Source organism: Salinivibrio sp. IB574 (assembly GCF_001996205.1).
Lineage (GTDB): Bacteria > Pseudomonadota > Gammaproteobacteria > Enterobacterales > Vibrionaceae > Salinivibrio > Salinivibrio proteolyticus.
Genome location: NZ_MUFN01000005.1, coordinates 18,306 through 38,480, shown reverse-complemented (window position 1 = coordinate 38,480; position 20,175 = coordinate 18,306). Strand labels below are relative to the sequence as shown.

Sequence of the window (20,175 nt, the reverse complement as noted above, 5' to 3'; positions counted from 1 at the left end):
GCTAGCGCATTCCAATAGGATTAGTCTAAGATCCCTAATTCATCCCAAATCGCGTCGATGCGCGCAACCACGTCTGGGTCTTTAGCAATGGGCGTGCCCCACTCGCGATCGGTTTCCCCTTGCCATTTGTTGGTGGCATCGAGGCCCATTTTCGAGCCCAGCCCCACCACAGGTGAAGCAAAGTCGAGCGAGTCGATAGGGGTATTTTCCACCATCACGGTATCGCGCGCGGGATCCATACGCGTGGTAATCGCCCAAATGACGTCATTCCAATCACGTGCGTTGACGTCATCGTCACACACTATCACAAACTTGGTGTACATAAACTGACGCAAAAACGACCACACGCCCATCATCACCCGCTTGGCATGACCGGGGTATTGTTTTTTCATGGTGACCACCGCCATGCGATATGAGCAGCCTTCAGGCGGTAGGTAGAAATCGACAATCTCTGGGAACTGCTTTTGCAAAATCGGCACAAACACTTCGTTAAGTGCCACGCCTAAAACGGCAGGTTCATCCGGTGGACGCCCCGTGTAGGTGCTATGGTAAATCGGTTTTTTGCGCATGGTCAGATGCGTCACAGTGAACACATGGTGACGCTCAACCTCATTGTAATAACCGGTATGATCGCCATACGGCCCTTCATCCGCATATTCATTGGGATCGATATAACCTTCCATCACGATTTCCGCACTGGCCGGCACATCCAAATCGTTGCTGATACACTTAGCCACTTCGGTTTTACTGCCGCGCAATAAGCCAGCAAACGCGTATTCCGATAAGGTATCAGGCACCGGTGTCACTGCCCCGAGAATGGTGGCAGGGTCAGCGCCATAAGCCACGGTCACCGGAAACGGTTCATTAGGATGGGTTTGCATCCAATCATGCAAGTCTAACGCGCCGCCGCGATGAGCCAACCAACGCATGATCACTTTGTTTTTGCCGATTTTTTGCTGACGATAAATGCCAAGGTTTTGTCGCTTTTTATTCGGTCCGCGGGTAATGGTCAGCCCCCAAGTCAGCAAGGGTGCCACATCACCGGGCCAGCAGCGCATCACCGGAATTTTATCCAGATCGACCTCATCGCCGCTCAGCACCACCTCTTGGCAACGCGGACGCCGCACGGTTTTCGCTGGCATATTGAGCACTTGACGAAACACGGGCAGTTTATCGAGCGCATCTCGAAAGCCTTTGGGCGGCTCAGGTTCTTTCAAGTAGGCAAGCAGTTTACCCACCTCTCGCAGCTCAAGCACATCCTCACGCCCCATGCCCATCGCAACGCGTTTTGGGGTTCCAAAGAGGTTGGCAAGCACGGGCATCTCATAGCCAATCGGGTTTTCGAACAATAACGCCGGACCGCCCGCTCGTAGGGTACGGTCGCATATCTCGGTGATCTCCTGATCAGGGTCCACCGGTTGGGCGATGCGTTTGAGCTCGCCTTGGGCTTCAAGATAATCGATAAAATCGCGCAGATCGGAAAATTTCATATCAGGCTCAACGGGTTAATAAACGCCTTAATGATACCAAGCAAACCGGTATCCGGATCGGTGAAGCGGTGACATTAGCGCGACGACAACGCAGATGCAATGTGCTGACGGCCTAGCGGACCCAACTCGGCTTGTAAGCCGGTTAGCCATTCCCCTTTACCCGCCCCGACGAGCAATTGCGCTACCTGATCACCTTGGCGCAATGACAACTGTGCCACGAGAAAATCAGCAACCGGCGCTGGCAACGGTGACAAGCTGGCAAGCTGGCGAATCGCAGTGTCGCGCAAAGAGGGATTTCTCGCCGCTGCCATCATTTGGCTCACCGAAAAGCTATCACTCACCTGTCCTTTCAAGGCATGTAAGGCCTCTAAGCTATACACGCCATAATCGGGCGTACAGTTCCGGATGCTGCGTTTTCTCAGCAAGCACCGCCAAGATCGCGTTGTCAGGCAGCCAGAGTAATCGTGGGTCATGCAGGTATTGCTCGGCCAAATAGGCCAAACCATTGGCCTCATAGTCACCAATCATCGCTACCAAGGCATCACGGCGCCGCGCATAATCTGCACCGTCAGGTTTCACCCAATCAGCAATCACCAACTGGCGATAGCTTAATAACATGCCGAGCTCTTGGGTCAGTTGCTCGTGCTGATAACGGTTTAATTGCTGACGTGCCGCGGCCGCATAGTGGAAAGCGGGGGTGGTAACCCAATAGCCGTCTTGCTGATGACGTAATAAAAAATGCGGTTGCTGGTGACTAAGATCGCGCAAGAAAGTGCGCCAATCGGGGTTATCCAAACGTGTGGGTGTGGAAAGGAGTCGGAACAAGGTCGCCTCTTGGATCAACGGCGACAGGCTTTGTAGGTGAGCACGCAATCCGTCAATATCATCAGCCATTTGTCGCTGAAACGCGATCGCCATGGCTTGCTGGGTAGAAGGCGTCTCTAATAAGCCATCAATAAACGCCTGCGTCACGATTTGTCCACTCGGCGTTGACGCCTCCGTGACCGCTGCGCGGCTGGGCATTGTGCCTACGACTAGGCATGCTATCAGCACTAACACGCGAAAACATCTTGCCATCCGTTGCAATCCTGTACCACTTGTAGCAATCCGGCTACATCCATGTAGGGTGAGACCATTGTGCGAAGTCAGCGTTCAATAGGCAATAAAAAAGCACTGCCCGCAGACAGTGCTTTTCACAATTACGATCCGGATCAGGAGTTTTGACGTCGCATGGCGTCAAAGAACTCATCATTGGTCTTCGACATGGCCAGCTTATCAATCAAGAATTCCATGCCTTCGATTTCCCCCATTGGGTGGACAATCTTACGCAGGATCCACATCTTCTGTAGTTCATCCGCTTTGGTCAGCAACTCTTCGCGACGGGTGCCAGAGCGCGTGAAGTCGATGGCTGGGAAGACACGTTTTTCAGCAATCTTACGTGACAGGTGCAGTTCCATGTTACCTGTCCCTTTAAATTCTTCGTAGATGACTTCGTCCATCTTCGAGCCTGTATCCACCAGCGCAGTCGCGATAATGGTCAAGCTACCACCTTCTTCCACGTTACGGGCCGCACCAAAGAAGCGCTTAGGACGGTGCAAGGCGTTGGCGTCGACACCACCAGTCAATACTTTACCGGAAGACGGTACAACTGTGTTGTAAGCACGCGCCAGACGAGTAATCGAGTCCAGCAGGATCACCACGTCTTTTTTGTGTTCGACCAAACGCTTGGCTTTTTCAATTACCATTTCGGCCACTTGTACGTGACGGCTTGCTGGCTCATCAAAGGTCGATGCCACCACTTCCCCTTTCACCAAGCGCTGCATCTCGGTCACTTCTTCCGGACGCTCATCGATCAACAGCACCATCAACTCACATTCTGGGTGGTTGTAAGCGATACTTTGCGCGATGTTTTGCAGCAGCATGGTTTTACCCGCTTTTGGCGGCGCAACAATCAAACCACGTTGACCTTTACCGATTGGCGAGGCTAAGTCGAGCACACGGGCAGTGATGTCTTCTGTCGAGCCGTTTCCGCGCTCCATCACCATACGTTCGCTGGCGTGCAAAGGGGTTAAGTTTTCGAAGAGGATTTTACTGCGGGCGTTGTCTGGTTTGTCGCTGTTAACTTGGTTAACTTTCAATAGCGCGAAGTAGCGCTCGCCGTCTTTAGGGGGACGAATTTTACCCGCGATGGTATCGCCTGTGCGCAAGTTAAAGCGACGAATTTGGCTTGGCGACACATAGATGTCATCAGGGCCGGCCAAATACGAGCTGTCTGCGCTACGCAGGAAGCCAAACCCGTCTTGAAGAATTTCCAGCACGCCATTGCCGAAAATGTCTTCACCGCTTTTTGCGTGCTGTTTGAGGATCGAGAAAATGATGTCCTGTTTACGCAAGCGAGCTAGGTTTTCGAGTCCCATGCTTTCGCCAAGCGCAACCAGCGTCGAGACGGGTTGAGTCTTCAGTTCGGTAAGATTCATAGTGGTGAGTGTCTTGTTTGTCAAAGTTGAGGTCTGAAATTAGTTAGCGTGTCGAGACCAGTGGCATGTTCGAGAGATGAACAGAAGTACAATTTCCGTGCAATAAGGTAGCACCAAAATGGGGTATCGTCTAGTTGACAGAAAAACAACCGCCACTGGGAGGCAGTGGCGGCCGTCTTAACATTATAGGTTAGCGTCAAGGAACTCTTTCAACTGAGTTTTTGACAATGCACCAACCTTAGTTGCTGCCACGCCGCCATCTTTAAATAGCAGCAATGTCGGGATACCACGGATGCCGAACTTAGGCGGTGTACCTGCGTTCTGGTCAATGTTCAGTTTTCCGATGGTGACTTTACCTTCGTACTCGTCGGCGATTTCGTCCAGGATTGGCGCGATCATTTTACATGGCCCACACCATTCTGCCCAAAAATCAACCAGTACAGGTCCTGCAGCATTTAAAACGTCTGCGTCAAAGCTGTCGTCGGTTAGCTGCAAAATTTTGTCGCTCATCTTCTACTCCAATACATGTTTTTGTTACTGGCTAAATTGCGACCAGTAAATAATGGCACTATTTGACTGGATTCGCTTCCGTATTGCAAGCCTAAGCTGATATTCTATCCGGATGAAAATGACGCATATCACAGAGCAGAAATTTGCCGAGCTCGGCTTGCACGCCGATGTTCTCAAGAGCTTGGAGGCCAAAGGGTTCACCCAATGTACGCCTATCCAAGCAAAGGCATTGCCGGTCCTGCTCACCGGCCAAGACATTGCAGGACAGGCGCAAACGGGGACAGGCAAAACCCTGGCGTTTCTGGCTGCGACGTTTCATCACTTGTTAACCACTGACGCACCAGCGTCACGGAAAACTAACCAACCACGGGCAATCATATTAGCTCCTACGCGCGAATTGGCCATTCAGATCTATAACGATGCGGAACCATTACTTGCGCATACTTCGATCACCGCAGGGCTTGCCTATGGCGGCGAAGGTTATGACAAACAGCAACAAACACTTGAGCAAGGCGTTGATATTTTAATCGGCACCTGCGGCCGTATCATCGACTTCTACAAGAAGAAAGTGATTGATTTACATGGCATTCAGGCAGTGGTGTTGGATGAAGCGGATCGCATGTTCGATTTAGGCTTTATCAAAGACATTCGCTTCTTGTTTAACCGTATGCCTGCGGCTAACAAGCGCTTGAACATGTTGTTTTCTGCCACCTTGTCTTATCGCGTTCAAGAACTGGCCTTCGAGCACATGACCAATCCTGAGCATGTGGTGATCGAGCCAGAACAAAAAACCGGCCATCGCATTAAAGAAGAGCTTTTCCAGCCTTCTAACAACGAAAAAATGCCCTTGCTGCAAACCTTGATCGAAGAAGACTGGCCGGAGCGCGCGATCATTTTTGCTAACACCAAGCATCGCTGCGAGTCAATTTGGGCCCACCTTGCGGCAGACGATCATCGCGTTGGTCTACTAACTGGTGACGTTCCGCAGAAAAAGCGGGTGAAAATCCTCGAGCAATTCACCAAAGGTGAGATTGATTTGTTGGTGGCCACCGATGTCGCTGCGCGCGGCTTGCATATTCCGCAAGTCACCCACGTGTTTAACTACGACTTGCCCGACGATGCTGAAGACTATGTGCACCGCATTGGCCGTACCGGTCGTGCTGGTGCCAGTGGTAGCTCCATCAGCTTTGCCTGTGAAGAATACGCCATCAATTTGCCCGCCATTGAAGAATACATTGAACACAGTATTCCAGTCAGCGAATTTGATCGCAGCGCACTGCTCACGGATTTACCGGCCCCGAAAAAGATAGCCAAACGTCAGGTGAACAGTCGTCGTAATACTGGCAAAAACAACAGCGGCAACAACCGCAACCGTCAACGTCGACGCCCACAAAAGTCGGCATAACATTCGGCAGTTATGAGGTAAGGTCGCGCCATGCGTCGTGATGGAACCACCGCTCACACATCGTCGCTTTATGCGGCGATTGATTTAGGCTCTAACAGCTTTCATATGCTGGTTGTGCGTCAAGTGGCTGGCAGTGTGCAAACACTGGCCAAAATTAAGCGCAAAGTCCGCCTAGCGGCGGGAATGAACGCACAACGCCAGCTCAGTGACGAAGCCATGCAGCGCGGCTGGGAATGCCTCGCGCTTTTCGCTGAACGCTTGCAAGACTTTGAAGCCGATCATATTCGGGTGGTGGCGACGGCCGCATTACGCCGAGCCTCGAACGCTGATGCGTTTCTCGCCAAAGCAAACCAGCTATTAGGCCACAACATCGAGATCATCTCTGGTGAAGAAGAAGCGCGCACCATCTACCAAGGGGTAGCCCACACCTCGGGCGGCCCAGGAAAACGCTTGGTGGTGGATATTGGTGGGGCCAGCACCGAGCTGATCATTGGCCAACAATTCGAGCCCGCGCTACTGCGAAGCCTTAATATGGGCTGCGTGACCTTCCTTGAAGACTACTTTGCCGACCGTGTTCTCAATCAAGCGGCTTTCGATGCCGCAATCGCCGGAGCTAAAGCGGAATTAGCGCCTCATATGGCCGCTTATCGCGCCCTCGGGTGGGATTGTTGCGTAGGCGCCAGCGGAACAGTGCAAGCCTTGCAAGAAATCATGGTCACGCAAGGCATGGACGAAGTCATCACGCTGGAAAAACTCCATCGTTTGCGCGACCAAGCCATTGCGTGCGGTCAAATGGATGCACTCGACATTGACGGCCTCACGCTTGAACGCGCCTTGGTTTTCCCAAGTGGCTTATCGATACTGATCGCCATTTTTGAATGCTTGGATGTCACCAGCATGACACTGGCTGGCGGCGCACTCCGTGAAGGTCTGGTGTATGAAATGATGACCGCGATGCGCCACAGCGATATACGCGCGCGCACCATCGCCAGTATTCAATCTCGCTATCAGCTCGATGAAGCGCATGGCATGACGGTGGCACAAACGGCGTTGGACTTACTTCACCAATGCCCGCCTGACTGGGTGCCAGAGCCCCACGCCAGTAGCTTGCTTCATGCCGCAGCCTGTGTGCACGAAATTGGCTTAAGCATTGGCTTTAAACAAGACGGCGACCATGCGGCCTATTTGATCACCCATCTCGACTTACCCGGCTTTACGCGCGCCCAAAAGCAGCTGATTGCCACCTTGCTTCGCTACTATCGTGAGCAACTGGTTCGCATTGATGGCCAACATGCTTTGTCAGCGCAAAGTGCCAATCGCCTCCTGCGTTTGCTGCGTTTGGCGGTGATTCTGTGCCACCGCCGAGACAGCCGCGTACGGCCACTCAGTCGCCTTTGTGCAGACGGTGATGCGCTCACCTTAACCTTAGACACCACGTTGCTGGATACCAGCCCATTGCTGAGTGCCGAGCTGGAGCAGGAAGCCTTGCGTCAATCCAGCCTTGGTCAACCGCTGGTCGTGATCACCCACGCCGATGGCGGTGCCTAAATCGCACTCACCCATCCCGTTGAGCACAAAAAAGCCCGCCTAGCGCGGGCTTTTACTTGGTCAATCGTCGCGTGACTACGCGGAAATACCACTGTGGCGCAGCAGCGCATCAGGGCTTGGCTCACGGCCACGGAAACGAACAAACAACGCCATCGGCGCTTCGCTTCCCCCACGACTGAGGATATGGTTGAGGAAATCTTCACCGGTTTCGCGATTAAAGATCCCTTCTTCTTCAAAGCGAGAGTAGGCATCGCTCGACAGCACTTCAGCCCATTTGTAGCTGTAATAACCTGCGCTGTAGCCACCCGCAAAGATGTGCCCAAACGCATGCGGGAAGCGATTCCACTCCGGCGTGGGCACCACAGAAACCTGCTCACGTACGGCGTTGAGCGTTTCCATGATCCTTGGACCCACCTCGGGGTCAAATTGACTGAACAAGCTAAAGTCGAACAAGCTGAATTCGAGCTGGCGCAACATCGCCATCGCTGAATTGAAGTTTTTCGCCGCCAGCATCTTCTCTAGCATATCGTCCGGCAAGGCTTCTCCGGTTTGATAGTGGCCCGAGATAAAGCTCAGCGCCTCTTGCTCCCAGCACCAGTTCTCCAAAAACTGACTCGGTAGCTCTACCGCATCCCAAGGCACACCGTTGATCCCCGAGACATCCGCCACTTCGACTTGTGTCAGCATGTGGTGAATGCCGTGACCGAATTCGTGGAACAGGGTTTCAACTTCGTCATGGGTAAACAGCGCAGGATCATCACCGACCGGTGGGTTGAAGTTACAGGTCAAGTACGCCACCGGCGTTTGTAACTCGCCATTTGTTTTACGGCGACGAACGCGACACTCATCCATCCATGCACCGCCACGCTTATTCTCACGTGCATACAAGTCTAAATAGAAGCTCCCGCGCAGCGTGCCCTGACTGTCGTGAATGTCATAAAAACGCACATCTTTATGCCATGTATCGACACCTTGGCGTTCGGTTACCGTCATGCCAAACACACGCTTCATGACTTCAAACAGGCCACTTAGCACGCGCGATTCTGGGAAGTAAGGACGTAGCGCTTCATCAGAAATCGCATAGCGCGCCTGCTTGAGTTTTTCGCTGTAGTAAGGGATATCCCAAGGCGCCAGCGTCTCCACCCCAAACTCTTGCTTGGCGTAAGCTTTTACTTCCGCGAACTCTCGCTCGCCTTGTGGACGGGCTTTGCTAACCAGCTCATTCAAAAAGCCCATCACCTGCTCGGGGCTCTCTGCCATTTTGGTCGCCAGCGACAACTCGCTGTAATTGTTAAAGCCCAACAAGCGCGCCAGTTCATATTTTAAACGTAGCGACTCGTTCATCAGCTCGGTGTTGTCCCACTGGCCGGCCTGCGGGCCACGATCAGAGGCTCGCGTTGAGAAAGCTTCATACATTTCTTGACGTAATGCTTGGTTATCGCAGTACATCATGACTGGTAAGTACGAAGGAATATCGAGGGTCAGTAAGTAACCTTGCTGAGATTTACTCTCAGCTTGCGCTTTCGCTGCGTTCAGCGCTGATTCGGGCAAGCCCGCTAACTCACTTTTATCACTGACCAGCTTGCTCCACCCCATGGTGGCATCCAGCACATTGTTGCTAAACGAAGAGGAAAGCTCCGACAAGCGTTTTTGAATTTCCCCAAAACGGTGTTGTTGATCGGCAGGCAGCGCAATGCCAGACAGCTCAAAATCACGCAGCGCATCAGTGATGGCTTTTTGCTGGGCCGTATCGAGTGATGAAAAGTCCGCGCTGTCTTTGATGGCTTTGTAGGCGTGATACAAGCCTTTGTGCTGACCGCGCCACGTCGAATATTCCGACAACAGCGGCAGACAGCTTTCGTAGGCTTCACGCAGTGGTTTGCTGTTAACTACCGCGTTCATATGGCTTACTGGCGACCATAAACGGCTGAGACGATCTTCGACTTCGGCGAGCGGAGCACAAACCGTCTCCCAACTTGGCGACGCTTGCTCAGCCGCCTGCTCGACTGCTTGGCGACAATCGGCAATTGCGGCGTCCACTGCCGGCTTAACATGCTCTGGATTGATCGCTGAAAATGGAGGTAAATCCTCAAACTGAAGTAGCGGGTTGGACATAATGCCTTCCTTTTTGCTGACGAGACGCCCGTGGTTCGCGCGTCTAAACGATAAGTGACCTCATGTATATGCCGTCTGAGAGAACGCTTTTCAATCCCCGCACTCCAACTTATACAGATTGCGACCGTTACAAAATGATTCTGAGACTGCCGCCACACCACAGGTTTGATAAGCTTACATTCACTCAACCTCAATGGTCAGCGCGGCGCCACTTTACAAGCGACCTGAAACGCGACAAGCTGACCACGAAACAAAAGCCAGAAGCACGCTCGTGCGTATAAGATGGAGAAAGACATGGCGAAGCATTTCGACTACATCTGTATCGGTGGCGGCAGCGGCGGTATTGCCTCTGCCAACCGTGCCGCGATGCACGGTGCCAAAGTCGCCCTGATTGAAGCAAAACACCTCGGTGGAACCTGTGTAAACGTGGGCTGTGTGCCCAAAAAAGTGATGTGGCATGGCGCGCAAGTAGCCGAAGCCCTCAATCTTTATGCCCCGGATTATGGGTTTGATGTTGAAGTGAAAGGCTTTGACTGGTCAACCTTGATCAATAACCGCGAAGCCTACATCGGCCGTATCCACAAAGCCTACGAAAACGTGTTGGGTAAAAACAACATTGATGTCATTCACGGCTTTGCGCGCTTTGTCGATAACAAAACCGTCGAGGTAGACGGCGAACACTACACCGCCGATCATATCTTGATTGCGGTTGGCGGCACCCCCACGATTCCGAACATTCCCGGTGCTGAACATGGCATCGACTCAGATGGTTTCTTTGCCCTTACCGAACAACCTAAGCGTGTCGCCGTGGTCGGTGCTGGCTATATTGCGGTTGAAATCGCAGGCGTACTGCATGCGCTAGGGTCCGATACCCACTTGTTTGTGCGCAAAGACCGTCCGCTGCGAAGCTTTGACCCCTTGGTGACTGACACCTTGGTCGAAGTGATGGAAAAAGAAGGCCCAACTCTGCATACCCAGTCGGTGCCTGTCTCTGTCACCAAAGAAAGCGACGGCAGCCTGACCCTTGCGTTCGAGAACGGCACCACGCATAACACAGACACACTGATCTGGGCGATTGGCCGCCATCCAACCACCGACAAGATCAATTTGGCCGCGACCGATGTACAAACCACCGCGGACGGCTACATTAAAGTAGACCCTTACCAAACCACCAGCGTGCCGGGCATTTACTGTGTCGGTGACATTATGGATGGTGGCATTGAGCTCACCCCTGTGGCGGTAAAAGCAGGTCGTCTGCTCTCGGAGCGCCTATTTAATGGCCAGAGCGAGGCAAAAATGGACTATGACCTCGTCCCAACCGTGGTATTTAGCCATCCGCCAATCGGCACCATTGGCTTGACCGAGCCCGAAGCGCGCGCCAAATATGGGGATGACAATATCAAGGTCTACACCTCGACGTTTGCTGCGATGTATACGGCCGTCACCCAGCACCGCCAACCTTGTAAAATGAAACTGGTGTGTGCCGGTGACGATGAAAAAGTCGTGGGCCTTCACGGTATCGGCTTCACCGTCGATGAAATGATCCAAGGATTTGCCGTGGCAATGAAGATGGGAGCGACAAAAGCAGATTTTGACAGTGTGGTCGCGATTCACCCGACCGGTTCAGAAGAATTTGTTACCATGCGCTAAACTCGGTATCGGTAAGAGCAACGCCGAGCACTGTGCTCGGCGTTTTTATTTACTCCACTGCGCGCAAAAACGTGCCAAGCCTTCTTTGATATCATCCAACAACACGGACGCGGCATCAGCATTATCCTGTTTTGCTGCCAGCTCCAAGGCTAACGCTTGTTGTTGCAGTTCAATCGCCGCTAGGTTACTGGCACTACCCTTTAGCTTGTGCGCTTCACGTGCCAAGTTAGCAAAATCTGCCGCTGCAATCTGTTGTGCCATGGCTGGAAGCTGCTCCTCAGTCTCTTCGACAAAGATGGTACAGGCTTCATCGAGCAAGGCTTGGCTATCCATCAACCGACTTAAGGCTTCCTCTTTGTCCCACACGCTTGCGTCGTGATCTGTCTTTCCGTGGCTGTCACTCATGCTCAATCCTTTTACTGAAAACGGTGATTCACCTACAAGCGACAAGGGCTTGTTGATTAGCTTGTCATCACCTTGTTTCTAATCGTTACTAAGCTTAACCGCCTGCGTCTAGCACATTGTGGATGTGGCAAAACTCAGGTCCAATCATGCTCGCTTTTCCCCCAATATCAATAATAGAAGTGAGTGCGAATCATGATGGATATGTTGCCTTGGTTAATCGTTTCTGGCCTGATCGTTTCCGTTATCACCGGTCTGTTGACCGTGTTGATGGTTAAAGGCCTCGATTAATCACCGCAGACTCCATGGGTAACCATGGAGTCTGTTCCTTTACCTTCAGGCTAGGCGTTTTTACTGGCTTTCGCCTTTTTCTTCTCTTTTTTGCTTTTTGCCGTCTTTTTGCCCTTTTTCAGGGCTTTTTTGGTTAGCTTTTCATCCTTGGCTTTTTTCTTCACCTTTTTCGTCACTGATTCAGACGATGCAGGCAAAGGCGTAGGCCGACACAGATAGCTTTTATCTCTGGCCACACGCGCACATTTACTGCACGCCACGCAAGGCGGCGAGACAATCGTCGCGAGCAGCTCTAACTCAGCATCCACGTCTCCGCGACGCCACTTACACAGCGACTTAGCCACCTAATGATCCACCGTAAGTGCTGCATTGATATACATATCAAAGCGGTTTTTCTTTGTCGCAATGCTCGAATGGGGGACCATGCCGGCTAACGGCTCAGCATAATCTGGGCGTTTGACCACCACACGACTACGTGCCAGTGCCAGTGCGGGATCTAACAGGCTATCCGCATCTGTATCCGCCCCGACTAAGGATTGAAAGACACGCATTTCTTTTTTGACTAACGCGGACTTTTTTTTATGCGGATACATGGGGTCAAGATAAACCACATCAGGCCGCTTTAGCCCGGGTGTTTGCGCCATCTCGGTGAGAGCCTGCGCACTGCTTGCATGCAACAAGGTCATGCGTGCGCGCATCCAAGTACCGATTTCTTCATCTTGATAAGCGCGCTGCAGTCCATCATCCAACAACGCAGCCACCACAGGATGACGTTCAATCAACTGTACCTCACAGCCAAGCGAGGCAAGAACAAACCCATCACGCCCAAGCCCAGCGGTGGCATCAAGAACACGCGGTGTCACGCCTTTATTTAATCCCACCGCTTTCGCGATCGCTTGGCCTTTGCCACCACCAAACTTACGGCGATGACCGACCGCCCCGTCGACAAAATCAACGTAGACCGCTCCTAATTTAGGCTCATCTTGTTTGCGAAGCTCCAACCGTGTCTCTGTCATCACCAGCGCAAACGGCGAATCATCCTCATGTGTGAGTGACCACTTACTTGTTAGCCTTTCAAATTCTTGTTGTTTCTCTGCGACATCACAGATAAGGGTCAGTTGCACGTTGGATCTCCACAGCCAATGATTGGCCGAGTATATCAGAGATGGATTTTTTCCTTCACGCTGTTCTGTGTCTCGGGCCAGCCTCTCACTTGCTGCTCCAGCGGCGCTGGTACACTAAAGTGATAACCTTGTGCGTAATCGACCCCGAGTAAACGCAATTTCTCTAAAATCTCGCTATTTTCAACAAACTCAGCCACGGTTTTTTTGCCCATTTGCTTGGCAAGGTCGTTAATGGCTTTCACCATCGCAAAATCGGTGTCGTCCTTGGCAATGTCACGCACAAATTGCCCATCAATTTTCACGATATCAACCGGTAAACGCTTCAAGTAACCAAACGATGAGATACCCGCACCAAAGTCATCGAGTGCAATAAAGCAGCCCAACGCTTTAAGACGTGAAAACAAATCCATCGCACTGGTCATGTTACTGATGGCGGCCGTTTCAGTGATCTCTAAGCAGATGCGTCGGCTGGGTATCACACTGTCTTTGATAGCGTGTACCAAAAATTGCACAAACTCTTTTTGCGCAATGGAGCGGCCGGATAGATTAATCGACACCATACCCAGCTTATCAACGTGCTCGGGATGCGCGGCGAACCAGCCCAAGGTTTTCTTCACCACCACCGTATCGAGTTGATGCGCCATGTTGTAGCGCTCTGCCGCGGGAATAAATAGCCCAGGTGAGATCCAGCCACCTTGGGTATCCCGCATCCGAACTAACACTTCCATATAAAGCTTACGCTGGGGTGCGCCGCTAATATTCACAATGCGCTGTGCATACACTTCAAAGCGGTCTGCGGCAATGGCTTCATGAATATGGCTGACATAGGCCATTTCTTGCTCGCGACGTTTCAATTCTTCATCGTCCGGATGATAAAGATGGAGCCGGTTACGCCCCTCATCTTTGGCGGCATAGCAGGCTGTATCAGCTTGGGCATGCACTTGCTGCGGAGAGCCGGCGGTGCGGTCCAGTAAGCGGATCCCTAAGGAACACTCCAACCGCATCCGGCTGTCATGCCAAAAGAACTCACTTCGCGCCAAGGCTGCCAGCAATGATTTCCCCCAACTCACCGCACGGGTAGCATCACAGTGATACACCAAAACGCCAAACTCATCGCCCCCAAGCCTTGATAGTACCGCGCCAGAAGGTAAGTGATGACTTACAATCAACGCCACTTGCTTTAACGCTTCATCCCCGGCTTCATGGCCTGCGGTGTCATTAATCAGCTTAAATTGGTCCATATCGATATAGAACATCGCATGGCACTGATCGTCTTCGCGGGCCTGAACCAAGGCATCGGCCAGCTTCTGTTCAAAATAACTGCGGTTATAGAGACCGGTTAAGTAGTCATGATGCGCTTGATACATCAGTTGGCTTTCCATCTCTCGGTGCGCAGTAATGTCTTCGCCAACCACCAGTATCTGTGCCTGAGTGTGCATGGCACGAACCGTTTCTCTCACCCACAAGGTCTGGCCCTTTTTAGAGCGATAAGGGATCTCTCGGCGCCAAAGTTGCTCGTCATTGTCTTGTGGGCGGCGCACCATTCGGTGGGGTGGCTCATGCTGCTCGGCATACAACTCAGTGATTTTATGGCCAAGGAGGCTTGATTTGTTGTAACCGAAAAGCTCTGCCGCATATTGGTTGATAGATTGGATCCGTGCTTGCTGATCGACGGTCAGCAAGATCACCGGTTGCTGTTCGTAAAGCATCCGGTATTCAATTTCACTGCGTTGCAGTTTCTCCTCGGTGTGCTTACGTTGGGTAATATCGCGCGCTTCAAACAGAATACGGGGTTGACCAGCTTCACCAGGAAAGCTTTTAACCGCCACATCCAAGATCACTTCGCGGTGCGCCTCACTCAAACACAGTTCAAAACGCCGGGGCTGGGTCGTTTCAGTTAACTTTAGGTGCGACTCTAAGCGTGCAGGGTTACGCCATATCGGCCAAAACCAGAGCGGTCTTGCCTGATATTGGCGAGTTACATCTACCAACTGATTAAAACTGGAATTGCCTGACAGCAGAATCCCATTGCCATCAAGCAAGGCGATAAACTGATTACTCTGGTCGAACACCCCTTTGAGCATGGCGCGGTGACGCATTAGTGCCGACTCACTACGACGCAGCTGACGCACATTGGCCCAAAGCATAACAATGATGCTACCCAACACCAGCACGGACAAAGACACCGCTTGTACGGTTATTTTGTGGGCCTGCCATAACGACTGCGGACGATTAGTGATCACCGCTGAACGTAGATCGCTAATATCCAAATCCCACCGTTTGACCAAAGGGTAATCAAACATGGTGACATTGGTGCTGTCGCGCTCAGCGGGCAGCTCACCCGCCAGCACTTTCAGTAGCAACTCACCTTGGTTCTTACCCTGCTCAACCCCATCAATCACCACACCGCCAATCACCCCGTGGCCGAGCATAAAACTCATCGCCCCATACACGGGAACGGGGGCTTCACCCACAATGGTTTCGAGGTATTCTTGACGGGTCATGAAGCCGCCTTGGTTGTCGCGAAAGTAAGAAAGATAAAAGACGCCCTCACCCTCATGCATCGCTTGGATACGGTCATGCAGTGCCTGAAACGATAAGTCTGATAGGCGAACCACTTCGATACCCGACAAATCACTGTGCGCTAGCTGCGCTTGTACCACATTCCAGTACTGACGACTTGAAAAGGTGTTGTCCAGCAACAGGTAAACACGTTCTAAATCAGGATGGAGGCGTTTCATCAACGCCAAGTTGCGAGGTAAGTCGACCTCTTCTTTCACTCCAGTCACACGCGGTAGCAGCGGGTAATGCTGGCGGCCAAAGTTATTCAGCCCCGCGTACACCACGGGCGTGTCTCCTACGTAGTCGTGGAGCTCGTGCATCAACCATAGCGCGGCGTTGTCTGTGGTTAAAATGGCATCGAAACGCTGGCTAGCGAGTTTTTGGATATAGAGTTTTTTCAGCTGTTCGCGATAGGCTTCTGATTGGTAACGCTTACTTTCTAAGTAAGTATGCTGAAAGTCGATATCGTGCCCTTGCGTCGCCGTATTTAATCCTTCGACCAACGCTTGATTCCAAAAGAACCCGGGATGATAGGAGTGCACGACCAAGACTTGTTGTTGAGCTGCACTCACGGCGCAGGTACACATCAGTATTAACACGCCAAAAAGGTATTTGATCCCCACGCCCACTTCCTGTTGGTTTATTGGTATCTTCATAGACAACGCGATACCCTACATTAGATGCTCAATTGACTGTCAAGCAACTGAGACAGCGGAAAACATGGCTTAGCTACAACTACAAGACGACAACAATGAACGATTTACCCAAACTGGATGATCTCGATCGTCGTATTCTGTCCACACTCCTCGACGATGCGCGCGTGCCTTACGCGGAAATGGCCAAGCAGTTCCAAGTGAGTCCCGCGACAGTTCACGTGCGCGTGGAGAAAATGAAAGCTGCTGGCATTATCGAAGGTACCGAAATATTGGTGAACACCAAAAAGCTTGGCTACGACGTGTGCTGCTTTATTGGCATCAACCTCAAAGCCGCGCGGGACTATCACTCTGCGCTTGATAAGCTGAATCAGCTTGATGAGGTCGTTGAGGCTTACTACACCACCGGCGCCTATAACATCTTTGTGAAACTGATGTGCCGCTCCATTGAAGAGTTACAGTTTGTGCTGATTGACAAGCTACAAGCCATCGATGAAGTCCAATCCACCGAAACGCTGATCTCACTACAGAACCCCATCAACCGCAACGTAATCCCCTAAATTTTGCGTGGTGATACGCTTTATCCCTGTATCTATCATGACGCAACCGCCACACAACCAAAAACGCCCTGACCAAATAGCCAGGGCGTGGTTGATCGCGCGGTCTTTTTTTATCCCACGGTCTCTTCAGGACGTGGCGGCAACGGCACACCTGCATCTTCAGCAAGCCACTCGGCAACTTGTTTAGCAAAGTAAGTCAAAATGCCGTCCGCACCCGCACGTTTAAAGCACAAGAGTGATTCCATCACTGTCTCGCGCTCTTTTAACCAGCCATTATCGATCGCCGCTTTGTGCATGGCGTACTCACCAGAGACTTGGTAAGCAAAGGTTGGCACTTTGAGTTCACTTTTCACGCGGCGCACCACATCCAAATACGGCATCCCCGGTTTAACCATGACGGTATCCGCCCCTTCAGCAATATCCATCGCCACTTCATGCAGCGCTTCGTCACTGTTGGCCGGATCCATTTGGTAATTGGCTTTATTGCCCCCTTTCAGGTTCGCCGCAGAACCTAACGCATCGCGGAACGGGCCATAATAGTTAGAGGCATACTTGGCAGAGTACGCCATGATTTGGGTATTGATGTGGCCGTTTTTCTCTAGTGCGTCTCGAATACGACCTATGCGCCCATCCATCATGTCTGACGGCGCAACAATATCCACACCCGCCTCGGCGTGTGACAAAGCTTGTTTGATCAGCACTTCGGTAGTGGGCTCGTTCATCACATAGCCGTCGTCATCAATGATCCCGTCTTGGCCGTGGATGGTGTAAGGGTCCAACGCCACATCAGTGATCACACCCATTTGTGGCACGTGCTCTTTGAGCAAGCGTACCGCGCGTGGCACCAGCCCTTCGGGGTTAAAGGCTTCAGAGGCACAGGCGGTTTTAAATTCCTTCGGGATCACCGGGAATAGTGCAATCGCCGGCACACCTAGCTTGGCCAAGTAATCCGCTTCATACAACAGCAGGTCAATCGACATCCGCTCAATACCGGGCATCGACTCCACCGGCTCACGACGATTTTTGCCCATCAAAATGAAAACAGGGTAAATCAAATCGCTCGCGGACAATGAATGTTCCGCCACCATACGGCGGCTAAAGTCAGTTTTGCGTGTACGACGCAGGCGTCGAGCAGGAAAGGCGCCTTGAATGGATACGCTCACTGTATCCTCCTTTATGTTGCAGACCTGGGCTTTGGGGCAGAAGACTGCCTCACTGGGTTGTTCACCCCGTCACTGAATCGAAAAACAGCGCAGGGTGTTTTTTGTTGTACAGTCAATAACATGTTCGACAGGCTGTTGGCGAAGCCGTGCTACAGTTTGTGCGATATGGGGCAAATATTTAGGCTCATTACGGCTGCTTTTCGGCCGAGGGCGTATATCGCGGGGCTGCAAATACGGCGCGTCAGTTTCTATCATCAGCCTATCATCTGGGATCCAACTAACCTGCTGCTGTAAGGCTTGTCCACGGCGCTCATCACACACCCATCCGGTGACGCCGATGTATAACCCAGCGTCCAAGCACTCACGTAATGCGCGATCATCGCCAGTAAAGCAATGCAGCACCGCTGCGGGCAGTTTATCGAGCCAAGGGCGTAAAATCGCGAACCAGCGATCGTGCGCATCGCGACAGTGCATAAATACAGGCATCGACAGCTCAGCCGCCAGCGCAAGCTGCGCGTCAAAGACCGCTTCTTGTTGCGGCCGTGGCGAGAAATCCCGATTAAAATCGAGGCCACACTCACCGATCGCCACTACCTCGGCGCGCTGCGCTAATTGCCGGATAACGGATAAATCCGTGGGGTCGGCAGACTTGGCATCATGCGGATGGACGCCAGCAGTGGCATAGGCAAACGCCGGATAATGGATGGCGAGATCCGCCGCCGCTTGGCTTTCTTCCAGATTAGTGCCTGTCAGCAGCATACCGGTGACGCCCGCTTGCTGCGCGCTCGCAACCACCGCGTCTCTGTCCTTATCAAACCGCGTGCTGGTCAAGTTCACGCCAATATCGATCATTCACTGGCCTCTTGCGATTCCGATGACGCACGTGGCACGTAAAAGCGCGATAGCAACACACCTAGCTCGAACAATAAACACATAGGAATCGCGAGCAAGGTTTGCGAAATCATATCCGGTGGCGTCAGCATCATACCAACTACGAACGCGGCGACGATAACGTATGGGCGTTTTTGACGCAGGCTTTGTGCACTGGTCGCGCCGGTCCAAACCAGCAAAATAATGGCGATGGGAATTTCAAACGCGATCCCAAACGCCAAAAACAGTGCCAAGATAAAATCGAGGTAACTAGCAATATCGGTCGCCACTTGCACCCCTTCGGGCGCTATCGAGGTGAAAAAGCCAAACACCAATGGCAGCACCACCCAGTACGCAAACGCGACCCCCGCGTAGAAAAGCAACGAACTCGATACCAATAAAGGTAACACTAACCGCTGTTCATGCTTATACAAACCGGGGGCTACAAACGCCCAAATTTGGTACAAAATCACCGGTACCGCCACGAACACCGATATCACTAACGTCAGCTTTATCGGCGTGAAAAACGGTGACGCCACATCCGTGGCGATCATGCTCGCGCCTTCTGGCAGCTTATCAATCAGCGGCTGTGCCACCACGCTGTAGATATCATTAGCAAAATAAACCAAGCCAATAAAAACGATGAGAATCGCAATGATCGCTCGCAACAAGCGGTTGCGCAGCTCCATCAAATGGCTAATTAGCGGTTGGGTATCATTTACGGAGGACATAGTAGCCTTGCTCGTTTATCGCTTATCGGTCGGCGACGGCTCTGAAGACGGTGCCTCAGGGCGCGGTGTCTCTGTCGACGATGCATAAGGGCGTTGGACATCCGCAGCATGCTGACGCAAGGTATCCACCGATTGCTGCAGCTCAGGGTCAAGGTCTTTCATGCCAGCCTGCTCGGCTTTGCGTAAGTTGTCTTGCAGCTCTTTAATTTTAAGCTCTTGCTCGAGCTCGTCTCGGACAGAGCCCGCCATACGCTTCGCTGCCCCCACCCAACGCGACACATTCCGTATCGCGACGGGCAGTCGCTCTGGGCCCAGTACCACTAAGCCAATCACGGCGATCAGCACAAGTTCCCAGAAACCTATATCAAACACGGTTATACCTGCTCTTTATCTTTACGTGCTTGCTCGTTTGTTGACGTCTCAGCCCCAGTATCATCAAGGGTCTTTTGCTGGAAGTCTGCGTCTTTGCCTTTTTGGCTGTCTTCGTCGTCGTTCATGGCTTTCTTAAAGCCTTTCACCGCTGAGCCTAAATCGCCGCCCATGTTACGAAGCTTTTTCGTGCCAAATAGCAATACCACAATCACTGCGATAATCAGTAACTGCCAAATACTAATTCCACCCATA

The 20,175-nt window shown here is 52.1% G+C and carries 19 protein-coding genes; 4 read left to right on the top strand and 15 right to left on the bottom strand.

Annotation, left to right across the window (positions count from 1 at the left end; translation table 11 throughout):
* Positions 1 to 20 precede the first annotated feature (20 nt).
* From ubiD to trxA, 5 genes are all read right to left on the bottom strand, one after another.
* Positions 21 to 1,490: a 4-hydroxy-3-polyprenylbenzoate decarboxylase gene (gene ubiD, locus BZJ17_RS03580; protein WP_077456811.1), complete on the bottom strand. Its 1,470-nt coding sequence runs from the start codon at positions 1,488 to 1,490 to the stop codon at positions 21 to 23.
* Between the two features lie 74 nt (positions 1,491 to 1,564).
* A complete protein-coding gene (locus tag BZJ17_RS03575) occupies positions 1,565 to 1,831 on the bottom strand; it encodes a hypothetical protein (protein ID WP_131826795.1) in 267 nt (88 codons plus the stop codon).
* Between the two features lie 31 nt (positions 1,832 to 1,862).
* Complete coding sequence (locus tag BZJ17_RS03570; RefSeq protein ID WP_077639799.1) at positions 1,863 to 2,513, bottom strand: hypothetical protein; 651 nt, start codon at positions 2,511 to 2,513, stop codon at positions 1,863 to 1,865.
* 188 nt (positions 2,514 to 2,701) lie between these two features.
* The gene (gene rho / locus BZJ17_RS03565) at positions 2,702 to 3,967 is read right to left on the bottom strand and encodes a transcription termination factor Rho (protein ID WP_069590220.1); all 1,266 of its coding nucleotides are present in this window, start codon (positions 3,965 to 3,967) and stop codon (positions 2,702 to 2,704) included.
* A gap of 183 nt (positions 3,968 to 4,150) precedes the next feature.
* On the bottom strand, positions 4,151 to 4,477 hold the full coding sequence (gene trxA / locus BZJ17_RS03560) for a thioredoxin TrxA (protein ID WP_069590219.1): 327 nt from the start codon (positions 4,475 to 4,477) through the stop codon (positions 4,151 to 4,153).
* Positions 4,478 to 4,589: 112 nt separating this feature from the next.
* On the opposite strand from trxA, the gene rhlB reads away from it, so the two are divergent.
* Entirely contained in the window at positions 4,590 to 5,882 is a 1,293-nt protein-coding gene (gene rhlB / locus BZJ17_RS03555) for an ATP-dependent RNA helicase RhlB (protein ID WP_069590218.1), read from the top strand.
* 30 nt (positions 5,883 to 5,912) lie between these two features.
* On the top strand, positions 5,913 to 7,430 hold the full coding sequence (gene gppA / locus BZJ17_RS03550) for a guanosine-5'-triphosphate,3'-diphosphate diphosphatase (RefSeq protein ID WP_077639798.1): 1,518 nt from the start codon (positions 5,913 to 5,915) through the stop codon (positions 7,428 to 7,430).
* Between the two features lie 75 nt (positions 7,431 to 7,505).
* On the opposite strand, the gene prlC is transcribed toward gppA, so the two are convergent.
* A complete protein-coding gene (gene prlC / locus BZJ17_RS03545) occupies positions 7,506 to 9,545 on the bottom strand; it encodes an oligopeptidase A (protein ID WP_077639797.1) in 2,040 nt (679 codons plus the stop codon).
* 294 nt (positions 9,546 to 9,839) lie between these two features.
* On the opposite strand from prlC, the gene gorA reads away from it, so the two are divergent.
* Positions 9,840 to 11,195: a glutathione-disulfide reductase gene (gene gorA, locus BZJ17_RS03540; RefSeq protein ID WP_077639796.1), complete on the top strand. Its 1,356-nt coding sequence runs from the start codon at positions 9,840 to 9,842 to the stop codon at positions 11,193 to 11,195.
* A 45-nt stretch (positions 11,196 to 11,240) separates the two neighbouring features.
* Here the strand turns inward: gorA and BZJ17_RS03535 are convergent, their stop codons facing one another.
* The 4 genes from BZJ17_RS03535 to BZJ17_RS03520 form a co-directional block, all read right to left on the bottom strand.
* Complete coding sequence (locus BZJ17_RS03535; protein ID WP_069588212.1) at positions 11,241 to 11,600, bottom strand: Hpt domain-containing protein; 360 nt, start codon at positions 11,598 to 11,600, stop codon at positions 11,241 to 11,243.
* 338 nt (positions 11,601 to 11,938) lie between these two features.
* Positions 11,939 to 12,232 (bottom strand): hypothetical protein, encoded by a 294-nt coding sequence (locus BZJ17_RS03530; protein ID WP_077639795.1) that lies wholly within the window; start codon positions 12,230 to 12,232, stop codon positions 11,939 to 11,941.
* On the bottom strand, positions 12,233 to 13,012 hold the full coding sequence (locus BZJ17_RS03525) for a class I SAM-dependent methyltransferase (protein ID WP_077639794.1): 780 nt from the start codon (positions 13,010 to 13,012) through the stop codon (positions 12,233 to 12,235). It abuts the gene before it with no gap.
* Between the two features lie 35 nt (positions 13,013 to 13,047).
* Complete coding sequence (locus BZJ17_RS03520; protein ID WP_241836750.1) at positions 13,048 to 16,230, bottom strand: ABC transporter substrate binding protein; 3,183 nt, start codon at positions 16,228 to 16,230, stop codon at positions 13,048 to 13,050.
* Between the two features lie 95 nt (positions 16,231 to 16,325).
* On the opposite strand from BZJ17_RS03520, the gene asnC reads away from it, so the two are divergent.
* Entirely contained in the window at positions 16,326 to 16,787 is a 462-nt protein-coding gene (gene asnC / locus BZJ17_RS03515; protein WP_069588218.1) for a transcriptional regulator AsnC, read from the top strand.
* A gap of 110 nt (positions 16,788 to 16,897) precedes the next feature.
* Here the strand turns inward: asnC and hemB are convergent, their stop codons facing one another.
* The 5 genes from hemB to tatA all read right to left on the bottom strand — a co-directional run bounded on the left by hemB (position 16,898) and on the right by tatA (position 20,174).
* Positions 16,898 to 17,950, bottom strand: coding sequence for a porphobilinogen synthase (gene hemB / locus BZJ17_RS03510; protein ID WP_069588220.1), 1,053 nt, complete (start codon positions 17,948 to 17,950; stop codon positions 16,898 to 16,900).
* 69 nt (positions 17,951 to 18,019) lie between these two features.
* The gene (locus BZJ17_RS03505) at positions 18,020 to 18,802 is read right to left on the bottom strand and encodes a TatD family hydrolase (protein ID WP_077639793.1); all 783 of its coding nucleotides are present in this window, start codon (positions 18,800 to 18,802) and stop codon (positions 18,020 to 18,022) included.
* Complete coding sequence (gene tatC, locus BZJ17_RS03500) at positions 18,799 to 19,551, bottom strand: twin-arginine translocase subunit TatC (protein WP_077639792.1); 753 nt, start codon at positions 19,549 to 19,551, stop codon at positions 18,799 to 18,801. Before tatC ends, BZJ17_RS03505 begins: the two co-directional genes overlap by 4 nt.
* Positions 19,552 to 19,566: 15 nt before the next feature.
* Positions 19,567 to 19,923: a Sec-independent protein translocase protein TatB gene (gene tatB, locus BZJ17_RS03495; protein ID WP_069588226.1), complete on the bottom strand. Its 357-nt coding sequence runs from the start codon at positions 19,921 to 19,923 to the stop codon at positions 19,567 to 19,569.
* A gap of 2 nt (positions 19,924 to 19,925) precedes the next feature.
* Entirely contained in the window at positions 19,926 to 20,174 is a 249-nt protein-coding gene (tatA, locus tag BZJ17_RS03490; protein WP_069588228.1) for a Sec-independent protein translocase subunit TatA, read from the bottom strand.
* Position 20,175 lies beyond the last annotated feature (1 nt).